The following is a 13,898-nucleotide window of genomic DNA, read 5'->3' as shown; positions in this document are numbered from 1 at the left end:
CCCAGAAAAAAGTTTAGCGACAGCCACTGTCACTTAAACGGCGCAAACTCGGTGTTTAACCAGGAGATAAATTGCAGCGCGATATTTACAAAAAGATATTCGGTTTTTTTATTATGCGGATATTCCAGCTGGTCATAGATCAATTGACCATCCCGCAGGTAACAGCCTAAAGTCATATGCAGCTTGCCGGTTTGCGAGACCATATGAAAAGCCACATATTCCCTTTCAATAATTCGCTGTGCATAGCTTGCCGCCAGACAATTCTGACACCTTTGTGATTCCTGAATAATGCGATCCAGATCTGCCAGCTCTTCAAAGCTCCAGCTGGAAAAGTGCATGATTTTTTCTGGCATCACCGGTGACCATACTACAAGTGCATAATTTTTCTTGAGCTGGCTGATAATTTCCTGCTTTTGAATGTGATTATGCCAATCCGTCGCCTGATGATAAAACCCGATCCAGCTGGTACTTTTCGCTACAGACTGATTATCCTTAAAAAATTCGACCAGATAATCCCGCACATAGGAATCAAACACAGACACCCGGATGTTTCGACCACGCAAATAAAACACCTGCCGGAACTCATCCAGCTGCATTTTATAGCGCTGCAACACCGTATAAAACTCACGATTTTGATGGGTTTCAGGCCGGATATACGCCATTAAATCATTGCCAAAATCTTGGGTGATTTTATGCAGATGCAGCATATAGGCCTGCATCACCCGACTTAGGCGCAAATAGATTTTTTTAATGATTTGTTCATTGCCTTTGCTGACATTGCGCATAAATTCCATCCATTCATCCAGATATAAAATGGAAGGACTAATGGCAATGCGATGATCATCCAGCGCTTGATCTTGCCCTTTTAGCACCACGCTCTGATTATCTTCATGTTCAAACCAGGCTTCCTGCATGGCAAAATAGTGGCAGCTATGAATAAACATACGTGCGGAACAATGCTGAAAATATTGCAAGGTGGCTAAAATGACTTGTGGATGAACCTGACTGCTATCGACAAAACTGAGGGCCGTGACTGCCACTCGCACACTGCTCTGTTGAATATTGCGGCTCAGCCAGTCCAGAACCTCCGCAGACTGTTTAAACAGCCAGTTTGCCGCACGCGGATAATCAAATAACGGTAATTTTGCGACTTTCTTTTGCCAGACCACAGTCGAAGTATCTAAAAAATTTTGCTTAGAAAGTAAATCATCACGCTGCCAAAGTTCACGCCGCATTAAACGCACAAAACCAAGTAAGGCCGGTTGTTCTTGCGCATGCCGATAGAGCAACTGGATATCGTCTTGATGTTCGATTAACTCATGCAAGTTAAAGCGCTCTTCAAATGAAAGCGCCAGAATGCGATACATGGGCGCAGGTAAAAACTGCGCGGCGCTAAAACAAAACTCATCCAGCGCCTCCATTAAGGACTGGATAGGTAAAAATTCATCGCCATAAACCCTTTGCACAGAACAGATCTCTTGCAACAGCTGGATCACTGCTTCAGGCAATGCCGTTTTATTCACCACATAATCAGTCAAAACGGCAAAAGAATAAATATTGGCCTTCATCATCAGCTGATCAATAATTTCAGCTTCCAGCAATGAAAGATTTTTCAAATAAGCGCTCACCCGCTCTGCGCCATGCACCCATAGATAGATCTGATCTAGCAATAGCTGTCGCAATTGTTGGGCTTTTTGACGCAAATAAAGTGAATGTTGCGGCTTTAAATCATTGGTTAAAAAGTACAGGTCATGCAGAATAAATTCTTCTAATAATTCAGCTTTCTGCCCCAGGTAGGTAAAATCACAATGCAAAATGCTTTTTGAAGTCATCTGTGGTGCATGAAATTGCAGCTGAAATAAACCATTGGCGACTTGTACACGATGTCGCTCCTGATCAATGCGAAACATATTTTGCGCATTCAGATCACCCACAAAATGCAGCTGATCTTGAAAAATATCATTTAAACTTTTAGAAATTCTGAGTAACTGTTTCGCAATCCCTTGATATTGCGGTACTAAACGTTCCTGTTCCATACTCGCCCCAAATTAAACTTAGCAGCCCGGATAAATAATCATCTCATCAGGATAATGTATGCCGACTTTAGAATTTAATCAAACCTGCTCGATGAATCCCTAAAGTCTAATGACTGATTCATCCATTTATAATTGTGGAAATAAATATCAATTAAATCTGCTCAAGTCTTTTTATGGTCACGCTGTTGTTTTAAATGTGTTAATCCTGCATAGATTTGCTGCTGGATCTGATCACGAAAATCCTGTAATTGTTGCATGTTTTCAATAGGGGCTAAATTTTGCCGTGGCATAAACTGAAAATAAAAAGGCAAGCGTTTTGGGATCATATGTTTAGGCAATGATGGAATCACATCGCCATGTCTCAGCAGTTTATCCAATTGTGGAACCTTGAGCAGTTTCTGAAACCATTGACTTTCAACAATCAGATTGGCATCAAAACCCAGTTCAAAGATTTCATCTCCGCCCAGTGCTGCAAATGGAACAATGTCATAGTTAAATTCTTGCGCCAGTTTTAGGAAACCGTAACGCTGTTTCCAGATCAGCTGATAAGCCTCACCTTTTCTTTTCAATACCTCGCGTCCGCCACCGGGAAAGACCAGAATAGAATAACCTTGACGCATCGCTGCACGGATATATTCTTTTTCACCATCGACCGCACCAAATTTCTTAAACAGAGTACGCCAGCCCGGCAAATAAAAATGACCATGATCAGCAATACTGAGCACAGCCACTTTATGATGATTATATAAATAATCGATCAGGATTGGTGAATCAAACACCCCATACAGGGTGTGATTCCCGACATACATTGCAGGTTTTGAGGCATATATATGTTCAGCACCTAAAAAGGTTGGCGTGAAATACAGTCTGGACAAGGTACTTAGACGCTTGATCCATCTTGCATCATGCTCAACCTGCAATATATTGTTCCTTATGCAACAAGGTGTTTTTGTACAAGAACCGAACCTACAGAATAACCTGCACCGAATGAACAAAGTACACCGTACTCGCCATCATTCACTTCATGTGCTGTACGGTGCAATGCAATGATCACACCTGCAGAAGAGGTATTGGCAAATTCATCTAAAATAATAGGCACAAGCGCACGGTCTGCATCTTTACCGACTACATATTTTAAAATGAGGTCATTCATGCTGGCATTGGCTTGGTGCAACCAGAAACGTTTAACGTCTGTCGGTGCAATTTCATTTTTCTCTAGTTGCTTGGTAATGATTTTCGCAACCAGTGGACACACTTCTTTAAAGACTTTACGACCGTCTTGACGGAACAGTTTGTCATCAACCACTGCATCTTCGCTACGGTTTAAGTAACCGAAGTTGTTACGAATGTTGTTTGAGAATTGGGTAAACAAATGCGTATCTAAAATGTCAAAACCGGTTTTAGTGGTCGTATCCTCAATAATCGATGCTGTAGCCACATCACCAAAAATAAAGTGACAATCACGTGAACGGAAATCGGTGTGACCCGAAGTAATCTCGACATTCACCAACAATACACGGCGTGCGCCAGTTTTGATTGCATCAGCGGCCTGTTTTAAACCAAAGGTTGCAGCAGAACAGGCAACATTCATGTCATAGGCATAGCCTTCAATACCCAAAGCCGTTTGAATTTCAATCGCTACAGCAGGATAAGCACGCTGGATGTTTGAACATGAAAGAATCACCACATCGATATCTTCAGCTGTTACACCGGCATTTTCCATCGCCTGTTTAGCAGCAGTTACCCCCCATTCGGCTTGAATAGAAAGTTCGTCATTGCTGCGTTCACGTAAACGTGGATGTAGACGTTTAGGATCTAGGATGCCTGATTTTTCAGCAACATAGCGACTTTTAACACCAGAAGCTTTTTCAATAAATTCTGCATTTGAACCGCGACGTGCTTCAATTTCACCGGCTGCGATTTTATCCGCATTGTCGTGGTTAAACTGTTCCACATAAGCATTTAGACTTGCCACTAATTCTTCATTGCTAATGGCTTCTTCTGGGTGATAAAGACCAGTACCGGTAATACGAATGCCCATGTAAAACTCCTGTTAATTTTACGCTATGTTAACTGAGGCCTAACTGATGCCATACTTTTTGCAATCTGGTTGGAGAAACCGGCATTTTTGTTTTCATTGGCTGTGAGAACAAGGAAATGCGAAATTCTTCTACCATAAAGTACAGTTCCTTCAGGCGAGCGTCATTTTTAAACTTAAACAATTTTTCCATCCAGGCGTCAACTTGATCAATGGCAGAATTGTCCCTTTGTAGGTTATTTGGCAAGCGCTCCAAACGCAAGACCAGTGCCTTCAAATAGCGTGGAAATTCCTGCCAGATGTCCGAAGTTTTCACATACACACAGTTGGAAAGACTCATCAAATCAAGCTGATCTTCAATGTCATCAATATTTTTTCCAAAGATAGAATCGTCTAAAACCAACAATTTCCGACGAATATCCTGCCATTGGATATAAATATCACTGAGTACAGATAATGCCACTTGACCATGCGTTAGGAAAGATTTTTTTACATTTAAAATCAAGTTTTGAAACTCTTCAGCATTGACAGGAAGATCATTTATTGTCATCTGAAGTGTGGCATAAACTAACATTTGCTCCAGTTGAGCCTTGTCGCCAAGCGGTGAATAGGCCAAAGCCAGTGGTTTGGAAATCTGTTTTTTCAGTTGACGAATCAAATCACCCAGCTGCATATACACCAGATGAATCACCCCTTCCCGATGCTGCTTAATGGCTTCTGCCTGATCATTAAAGGTTTGAATCACCACGCCAGATTCATCTTTAGTTTCCAGTTCTGCAAAAGATTTGCTTGGTACCAAAGCCTGATATTGCTTCACCACCACACCCGTCACTTTTTGTGAGGCTTCAAAAGTAAAATTGTCAGGGAAGGTTTTAAACTCACCTTTCAGCTGTTTGACCGGACTATGCGTTTCTGTACGGCAACGCGCCTTAAGTTCAGCCAAATCACGGCCTTTTTCAATCACCCGGCCTTTTTCATCAATCACTTTAATGAACGGCAGCAAATACTGATCAACCCGTTCAAAAGAAAAATCTTTTTCACTGACCTGATCGCCACGCAGCTGAAAAGCCAGAAAGCTGAAAATATGCTGGCGTAAATTGACTGCATCAATACGGGAAATTAATTTACGTGCTGTGTCCGGAATCGGTACCAGATTACGGCGTTTGTCTTTAGGCAACGATTTTAATAGTGCTTCAATCAAATCTTCACGCCAGCCCGGAATACCCCAAGACCAGATGTTTTCATCGACCTGTGGCAATGCCTGTACTGGAATTTTAACCGTTGCACCATCTTCATCATGGCTCGGATCAAAACGGTAGCTGGCAGCTAAACGTAATGCACCATTGTGTAAATAGTCAGGGAATTGCTGTGTGGTCGGACGGTCATTCATCCACAGCGCATCATCTTCGACAAATAAATAGCGTGGATGCTGTGGCTCAACCGTGGCACGCCAGTCTTCAAAACTACTGCGGCTGGCGACTTCTTGTGGCACTTTCGACGCATAGAACTGATAGATGGTTTCTTCATCCACCACCAGGTCACGACGACGCAGCTTATCTTCCACCCGTTCAACTTCTTCAAGTTTAAGCAAGTTGTGTTTTAAGAATGGCGGCGTAATGCCCAAATTGCCTGTGGTTAGGGCATCGCGCAGGAAAATTTCATGTGCCGCAGCCTGATCGACTTTTTCATAGTTCATCAAACGCTTCGGCTCAATGATCAAGCCAAACAGGGAAATCTGGTCATAGGCATTCACCACTCCGGCCTTCTTCGACCAATGTGGCTCAAAATAGTGATGCTTAAGCAAGTCGCGCGCAGCCAGCAGAATCCATTCAGGTTCAATCTTGGCCAAAGTTCGCAGATATACCTGTGAAGTTTCCACCATTTCAAAAGCCATCACCCAAGGTGTATTGGTCTTATGCAAGGTCGAAGCCGGGAAAATACGGGCTTTTTGCTGACGCACTGCCATAAACACATTGCGTTCATCAGTCTTGTTGGCAATAAACGAAAGCAAACCGGTCAATAAGGCACGATGCAGGTTTTCATAACTGGCTTTTTTATCATTGAAAGATAGTTTTAATCCCTGCGCCAGCTCAGATAATTGCTCATGCGTTTTTTTCCACTCACGCAAACGCAACCAGCTTAAAAAGTGCTGACGGGCAAAATTACGACGTTTGTTTTCATTCATCGACGCACGATTATTTTGCAAGGTTTCCCATAACTTAATGTAGAACAGGAAATCAGAATCCCCTTCCTTAAATAAGGCATGTTTCTGATCGGCTTGCATCTGTTTATCGGCCGGACGTTCACGCGGGTCTTGCACAGCTAAAGCTGCGACAATAATCAGTACTTCATTCAGCACACCAAAATGTGCCCCACCCAAAATCATGCGTGCCAGACGTGGATCAATTGGCATTTTTGCCATTTGCTGACCGATTTTGGTTAATCCCCCTTGTGTTCCCCCTTTGGAAAAGGGGGAAGAAGTTACAGATTGCTTTTCATCAATAACTTTAGGGGGATTTTTCTCAGAAAGAGCCCCTAACTCAATTAACAACTTGCGGCCATCATTGACTAGGCGATGATCCGGCGGTTCAATAAAGTCAAAACTTTCCAGCTCGCCCAGATTCAGACTTTGCATCTGTAAAATGACCGAAGCCAGATTGGTTCGTTTAATCTCGGGTTCGGTAAATTCAGGACGGCTTTGAAAATCTTCCTCACTGTATAGTCGAATACAGACACCCGGTGCAATACGGCCACAACGCCCTTTACGCTGATTGGCTGCCGCTTGCGATACCGCTTCAATCGGTAAGCGCTGCACCCGTGAACGATAGCTATAGCGTGAAATACGCGCAAAACCGCTGTCAATGACATAGCGAATATTCGGTACAGTTAACGCCGTTTCGGCCACGTTGGTGGCAATAATAATACGTCGTCCACCACCGCCAGAACTAAAAATCTTTTGCTGTTCTGCTATGGCTAAACGGGCATATAAAGGCAAAATTTCGGTATGGCGTGGACCATGCTTTTGCAAGGTTTCTTGCAGTTCACGAATTTCCTGTTCGGTACTGGCAAAAATCAGGATATCGGCATGTTCCGGATGGCCTTTTTGCTGTGCATCGGCAAAACATTCTTCTACAGCCTGAACCACTGCGCGCGGCAGGTTTTCTTCAAAGTCATCAAATTCATCATCATCACTACCGCCAATGCTCATTTCTGAAATGGGGCGATAACGAAGTTCTACCGGGAAACTACGGCCTTCGACTTCAAAAACTGGAGCATCAAAAAAGTAGTTGCTAAAGCGGTTTACGTCCAGCGTTGCTGAAGTAATGATGACTTTTAAATCACGACGTTTAGGCAAAAGCTGTTTCAGATAGCCCATGATGAAGTCGATATTCAGCGAACGCTCATGTGCTTCATCAATAATAATGGTGTCGTATTTGGTTAAGTAGCGGTCATTCGCCAGTTCTGCCAGCAAAATACCATCCGTCATTAAACGCACAATAGAATCTTGTGAACCCTGTTCATTAAAACGGATTTTAAAACCGATCGACTCACCCAGCTTTTCCCCGACTTCTTCGGCAATACGTTGCGATACGCTACGCGCAGCCAAACGTCGCGGTTGGGTATGACCAATCATACCGGTTAAACCCCGTCCCGCCAGCATGGCAATTTGCGGCAGTTGGGTGGTTTTACCGGAACCGGTTTCCCCCGCTACAATAATCACCTGATGCTGTTGAATTGCTTCAATCAACTTATCTTTATATTGAGTAACAGGCAGGTCTTGATTCAGTTTGATGTTCGGAACACGGGATAGACGCTCACGAACTTTATGATTGGATTTTTCAAATAATTCTTGGTATTGCGCCTCACTGGCATCTTTACCTTTGCGGAGTCGATTTAAACGATGACGGTCACGTGCCATGACCCATTGATCTACATTTAAATGACTGACCACAGATAACTTACCCTAAAACAAAAAAATTGAACTGAGTATTTTACGCTGTAACGTGGCTGAGAGAAAGCCAGCAATATATTTATTCATGCTGTTTTAAATACAAGATTATTTTACTTCCTTTAGTTTTGAGCATGATTCAAGCGATCAAGCAGCACTTTATCACCAAGTTTCGTCTAAGCCAGGATGAGGAAAAATCAATAAAATGATTCACTCTAAAAACAAATTAAATTTTTAAAAAATTTACCCTTGAATTTTAGTGCATCAACCTTCATGTTGTTAGGCAAGCTGAAGAACTGCGCTTTTGTCATTCAATCATCATGCTTAGATGATTGAATAGATAAAAGAATCAGATTTGGTGGAATTGTAGGCTTTATATTAGTTAATTCGGTTTTTCCGATTTCAATAATGTAAAAATACTGTTTCAGCAATAACAAAAAATTCGCTATCCTTTTGGAAATCAAATACAAACCTCAATCATGGAGACAATGATGAGCTTAATTAATACAGAAGTTAAACCATTTAAAGCAACTGCATTCCAAAATGGTCAATTTATCGACGTAACTGAAGCTGATCTTAAAGGCAAATGGTCTGTAGTATTCTTCTACCCAGCTGACTTTACTTTTGTTTGCCCAACTGAACTTGGTGACCTTGCAGACAACTATGCTGAATTCCAAAAATTAGGCGTTGAAATCTATTCAGTTTCTACTGATACTCATTTCACTCACAAAGCTTGGCACGATTCTTCAGAAGAAATCAAAAAAATCCAATACGTAATGGTTGGTGATGCGAACTGGACTCTTGCTAAAAACTTCGACGTATTAATCGAAGCTGCTGGTCTTGCTGACCGTGGTACTTTCGTTATCGATCCAGAAGGTAAAATCCAAATCGTTGAAATCAACGCTGGTGGTGTTGGCCGTGATGCTCAAGAACTTCTTCGTAAAGTTAAAGCAGCTCAATACGTTCACGCTCACCCAGGCGAAGTTTGCCCAGCTAAATGGAAAGAAGGCGATGCTACTTTAGCTCCTTCAATCGACCTAGTTGGTAAAATCTAATCTGTATTAGATTGAACTGATTCAAAAAACCACGCTTTTTAGCGTGGTTTTTTTTGCAATTGGTTTTTAGTTCACAGCAAACTAAATCTTAATTCCAAGCTACCTTTCGGCAATTATTTCTGTTATACATCAATAATGACCTGTTCCGTATGGTCATGCTCAGTAAGACATCAAATGGCTTTGGTCATATAAAAAATGAGGTGCTTATGGGAACACAAATTGCTGTAACTTTTTGGAAATACAGTCCGTCATCACGTTATCTTAAAATTTTTTATAATAATGGTTCAGCTGAACTCTATCACCCTGTTCCGGAATTCATTTATAACAACCTGCTTCGCAGCCATGATAAGGCAGCATTTGTCCATAAATATCTCGAATATGATTTGCACTTTACCCGGGTTTCGATTGATTAAAAAAAATCAGGGTTTATCCCTGATTTTTAAACACCATGAATTAATTTTTTTATTTATAACAAATCATAAATAAGCCTGCACCAATAGACAGGGTCATGCTCATAAAACGTTCATCACTTTTTACCAATTCAATAAACTGTTTAACTTCTGCTGCATGCGATATCACATTATCGACAAACATAACCCCATTTTTGCGATGCAGCATATGCTGCAAATACTGCCAGTAATCAACATAGCTATCCCGTTCCGCATCCAGCAAGATAAAGTCATATTGCTGTTCGGTATTTTCAAGAAAACTTTGTGCATCCCCCACCCAAAAATCAATCACTTCACTTAATTGCAATTCCTGGGCATATTGCTGAGCTTGCCGGGTACGTGCCGGATCAATTTCCAGAGTCGTGACATGACCTTGTGAAGTCTGCGCTGCATTGGCCAGCCATAACGTCGAATAACCGGTTGAAGTGCCAATCTCCAAAATAGCCTTGGATTGCTGCAGGCGTACCTGCATGGCTAAAAATAAAGCGGAATCCGGCTCGATATTACGATAACGCTGGATACGATCTTTTTGTAAGGCATCAAATTTAATAAATCCTTGATACAGCTCATGCATTCGTTTTTGAAATGTCTCACTCATACTCATTGCAGATATCTCGATTTTATTATTCGGTTGAGTCTAGCGTTTATCGATGTCTTTAATCCAGCTTATGTCGTTTCTTGAATTAATTTAAATCTTGGCAAAACTTCACCATTCTCGAGGGTGACCGTTTCCTGAAACATGGTTAAAGGACGTACCCACATTGAATAATCACCATATAAACATTGATAAACCACAAGTTTCTCAGCCGTTTCGCTATGGGTGGCAACATGAAAGACCTGATATAACTTGCCTTTATAGTGTTGATAAATTCCAGATTTTAGTTGCATTTTTATGACCTTATTAAAGCATGATGCCATCATAATCAAAATTGCTCTTAAGTATGCAATCATTTATAAAAAATGCTTTAATTTTGATTAAATACTTGAATATTCACATTAAACCATCATCTATTTGATAGAACATCATTCGTAAATAAATTATCAATCTATTAAAACGATTGTTTTTATATAAATGAACTGTTTTACCTATGTTTTAGATTTTATTATTATTGTCTCATCAAATAAATATTTACTCCTTTGGAGACGTTAGCCATGTTAGATCAAAATACTTCAGCCCAACTTAAAACCTTATTGGAACGCCTGGAAGGCCCGATTGAACTGGTCGCGACGCTGGACGGTTCGGACAAGTCTGACAAAATCAAGGAACTGGTGACTGAAATTGCCGCACTGTCAGATCAGGTCACAGCCCGTTTTGACGGCACGAACAGCCGTGCACCAAGCTTTGGTGTGGCCAAAGCCGGCGAACAGCCGCGCGTCAACTTTGCCGGCTTGCCGATGGGGCATGAATTTACTTCCTTGATTCTGGCATTGTTACAAGTCTCCGGTTATGCCCCAAAAGTCTCGGATGAAGTGCTGGCTCAAATCAAGGGTCTGAACCTGACGGCTGACTTTGAAGTGTTCGTCTCACTAAGCTGCCATAACTGTCCGGACGTGGTGCAGGCCCTGAACCTGATTGCGATCAACAATCCAGGCACCACCGCCACCATGATTGACGGGGCGTTCTTTCAGGACGAAGTGGAACAGCGCAAGATCATGGCCGTTCCGATGCTGTTCCAGGACGGCAACCACATTGGTCAGGGCCGTATGACTTTGGAAGAAATCATTGCCAAACTGGACACCAACTCGGCAGCCAAGGATGCAGAGAAACTGAATGCCAAAGACACGTTTGATGTGCTGGTGATTGGCGGCGGCCCTGCAGGCAATACTTCAGCGATCTATGCAGCCCGTAAAGGCATCAATACCGGGATTGTGGCGGAACGCTTTGGCGGTCAGGTCATGGATACCATGGACATTGAAAACTACACTTCAGTGAAGAAAACCCAGGGGCCAAAATTTGCTGCCGAGATGGAAGCGCATGTACGTGAGTACGGCGTCGACATCATGAACCTGCAAAAAGTGGCTGCGATCAAGGGTGCCGATGAAACTGAAAACGGTCTGGTTGAAGTGACTTTAGAGAATGGTGCCAAACTGGAATCCAAAACCGTGATCCTGTCGACCGGTGCTCGCTGGAGAGAGATGAATGTTCCAGGTGAACAGGAATACAAAACCCGTGGTGTAGCCTACTGCCCGCACTGTGACGGTCCACTGTTCAAGGGCAAGCGTGTTGCAGTGATTGGTGGCGGTAACTCGGGTGTGGAAGCGGCGATTGATCTGGCCGGGATTGTCGAGCATGTAACGCTGGTAGAGTTTGACACCAAACTGCGTGCCGATCAGGTGCTACAGGACAAACTCAACAGCCTGCCAAACACCACCGTGATCAAAAATGCCTTGTCGACTGAAGTGGTGGGTGACGGTTCACAGGTGACTGCCCTGAAATACAAGGACCGTGCCACTGAGGTTGAACATACGGTTGAACTGGCGGGGATCTTTGTGCAGATCGGGCTGTTGCCGAACACCGATTTCCTGAAAGCCTCAAAAGTGGAACTCAGCAACCGTGGCGAGATCGTGATTAACGAACGCAACGAAACCAACGTGAAGGGTGTGTTTGCTGCCGGTGACTGTACTACGGTTCCGTACAAGCAGATCATCATTGCCACCGGTGAAGGCGCCAAGGCATCGCTTTCTGCTTTTGATTACATTATTCGTAACGCGTAATTATCACCATTAAATAGCAAAGTTGTTCTATTAGGCTTGTATCACTGCTTTAGTGGTATAAGCCTTTTTTTTCACTCATTTTTTCATAAAAAATAATTACATTTAATTAACAATTTTAGCTCATTATTTGTGCATTTTTTTCGTTATATTCAAAATACCCCTATTTAGGTGGGTGCCACAATTAGAAGGAAATGAAAATGAATAAAGTGCTTATTGCTTTAGGTCTTGCTGCTAGCGTTGCCCTGGTGGGCTGTAATAAACAAGAAGCACCTGAAACAGGTGCAACCACTGGTGAACATCTTGAAAATGCAGCTAATCAAGCCAGTCATGATATTTCTGATGCAACAAAGGAAGCAGAAGCTAAAACTCAAGCGGCTACTGATGAAGCAACCTCGAAAATTGAGGCAGCAGGTGATGAAGCTGCAGCTAAAACTGAAGCCGCAGCCAAAGATGTTAAAGATGCAGCGAAAGAAGCCACTGCAAATACTGCCGCTGCTGTAGAGCAAGGTGCTTCTAATGTTCGAGAAAGAGCTCAACAATAATGTGAATCATTAAAATAAAAAAGCTCCTTAAAAAGGAGCTTTTTTATTGATTAATCTTGCTTTTTTATTCACATTTCTTTTATGGTAATCCTAATAACGAATAATTAAGTGCCTCCCTATATGTCACATTCTTATCATCTGGAAAAACACTATATTCAAAGAACAGGCTGGTTACGTGCTGCAGTGCTTGGTGCCAATGATGGAATCATTTCCGTCACCAGCCTGATTATGGGGATGGCTGCCAGTGGTGCAACTTCCCATACTTTGCTGATTACCTGCATTGCCGGACTCATTTCAGGTGCCAGTTCCATGGCAGCCGGTGAATATATTTCTGTCAAATCTCAAGTCGATATTGAAAAGGCAGATCTAGATATGGAAGCACGTGAGCTGCAACGAAACCCTCAGCATGAATTGAAAGAACTCACGCAAATTTATATTAAGCGTGGTTTAACAGCTGAATTGGCACATGATGTTGCCGTTCAGCTTACTGCCAACAATGCTCTGGAAGCTCATGCACGCGATGAAATAGGCATTCATGAAAATACCGCAGCGAACCCCTTACAGGCAGCAGGCTCCTCTGCCCTTGCATTTTCTGTCGGCGCTTTATTTCCCATGATTTCTATTTTAGTCAGCCCCGAGCAATACGTTTCTGTTGTGGTCATGATTGTGGGCATTTTATCTTTGGCTGGATTAGGAGCTTTATCTGGTCATTTTGCAGGGACATCTAAAATTAAGGGCAGTTTGCGCGTCACCATTTGGGGAATTATTGCCATGGGCTTTGCCACCTGGATCGGCTCATTATTTAATGTCAGTCCGATTTAATTTTTTTTATTAGACCTTGTATCTTGGAGCATGTAGTGATTAGCTTCCACTATATGCAAATAGTAGAGTTTGTAATAGACCTAAGACTTCTAGTCTGTGAAAGAGATAAAACCTGCTATTTGCCCTAACCACTTGCACAACTCTGGACGGTAACCAAGCACTTTGATGCTGTATTCACAAGAAAAGACGGTGGTTATGCTGTAAGAATAATTAAATAAATAAAGCAGGTAAAGATTATGTTTTATCTTGGTATTGATGTTGCTAAAGCTAAAATTGATTGCTGTTTAATTTT

Annotated in this window: 11 protein-coding genes; 5 read left to right on the top strand and 6 right to left on the bottom strand. The window is 42.3% G+C overall.

The window, feature by feature from the left end; genetic code table 11:
* Window positions 1-29 precede the first annotated feature (29 nt).
* The 4 genes from B9T26_RS12110 to hrpA all read right to left on the bottom strand — a co-directional run bounded on the left by B9T26_RS12110 (window position 30) and on the right by hrpA (window position 7,993).
* Window positions 30-2,036 (bottom strand): hypothetical protein, encoded by a 2,007-nt coding sequence (locus tag B9T26_RS12110; RefSeq protein WP_086199938.1) that lies wholly within the window; start codon window positions 2,034-2,036, stop codon window positions 30-32.
* A gap of 161 nt (window positions 2,037-2,197) precedes the next feature.
* Window positions 2,198-2,956: a lysophospholipid acyltransferase family protein gene (locus tag B9T26_RS12105; RefSeq protein ID WP_086199937.1), complete on the bottom strand. Its 759-nt coding sequence runs from the start codon at window positions 2,954-2,956 to the stop codon at window positions 2,198-2,200.
* An 11-nt stretch (window positions 2,957-2,967) separates the two neighbouring features.
* Window positions 2,968-4,077 (bottom strand): beta-ketoacyl-ACP synthase III, encoded by a 1,110-nt coding sequence (locus B9T26_RS12100; protein ID WP_086199936.1) that lies wholly within the window; start codon window positions 4,075-4,077, stop codon window positions 2,968-2,970.
* Between the two features lie 28 nt (window positions 4,078-4,105).
* Window positions 4,106-7,993, bottom strand: a complete 3,888-nt coding sequence (gene hrpA / locus B9T26_RS12095) for an ATP-dependent RNA helicase HrpA (RefSeq protein WP_413772769.1) — start codon at window positions 7,991-7,993, stop codon at window positions 4,106-4,108.
* Between the two features lie 521 nt (window positions 7,994-8,514).
* Here hrpA and ahpC point away from each other — a divergent pair.
* Complete coding sequence (gene ahpC / locus B9T26_RS12090; RefSeq protein ID WP_086199934.1) at window positions 8,515-9,078, top strand: alkyl hydroperoxide reductase subunit C; 564 nt, start codon at window positions 8,515-8,517, stop codon at window positions 9,076-9,078.
* A gap of 206 nt (window positions 9,079-9,284) precedes the next feature.
* On the top strand, window positions 9,285-9,491 hold the full coding sequence (locus B9T26_RS12085; RefSeq protein WP_086199933.1) for a KTSC domain-containing protein: 207 nt from the start codon (window positions 9,285-9,287) through the stop codon (window positions 9,489-9,491).
* 49 nt (window positions 9,492-9,540) lie between these two features.
* Here B9T26_RS12085 and B9T26_RS12080 read toward each other — a convergent pair whose 3' ends face one another.
* A complete protein-coding gene (locus B9T26_RS12080) occupies window positions 9,541-10,131 on the bottom strand; it encodes an O-methyltransferase (protein ID WP_086199932.1) in 591 nt (196 codons plus the stop codon).
* Between the two features lie 62 nt (window positions 10,132-10,193).
* Complete coding sequence (locus B9T26_RS12075; protein ID WP_086200018.1) at window positions 10,194-10,415, bottom strand: DUF1653 domain-containing protein; 222 nt, start codon at window positions 10,413-10,415, stop codon at window positions 10,194-10,196.
* A 264-nt stretch (window positions 10,416-10,679) separates the two neighbouring features.
* On the opposite strand from B9T26_RS12075, the gene ahpF reads away from it, so the two are divergent.
* The 3 genes from ahpF to B9T26_RS12060 all read left to right on the top strand — a co-directional run bounded on the left by ahpF (window position 10,680) and on the right by B9T26_RS12060 (window position 13,606).
* A complete protein-coding gene (ahpF, locus tag B9T26_RS12070; protein WP_086199931.1) occupies window positions 10,680-12,242 on the top strand; it encodes an alkyl hydroperoxide reductase subunit F in 1,563 nt (520 codons plus the stop codon).
* 197 nt (window positions 12,243-12,439) lie between these two features.
* Window positions 12,440-12,784: a hypothetical protein gene (locus tag B9T26_RS12065; protein ID WP_086199930.1), complete on the top strand. Its 345-nt coding sequence runs from the start codon at window positions 12,440-12,442 to the stop codon at window positions 12,782-12,784.
* Between the two features lie 120 nt (window positions 12,785-12,904).
* Window positions 12,905-13,606: a VIT family protein gene (locus B9T26_RS12060; protein WP_086199929.1), complete on the top strand. Its 702-nt coding sequence runs from the start codon at window positions 12,905-12,907 to the stop codon at window positions 13,604-13,606.
* The last annotated feature ends 292 nt before the right edge of the window (window positions 13,607-13,898 follow it).

This window comes from Acinetobacter sp. ANC 4169, from assembly GCF_002135355.1.
In the GTDB taxonomy this organism is placed as follows: Bacteria; Pseudomonadota; Gammaproteobacteria; order Pseudomonadales; family Moraxellaceae; genus Acinetobacter.
Note: the sequence above shows the minus strand (reverse complement) of the source record. Positions and strands in the feature narration are given on the sequence as shown.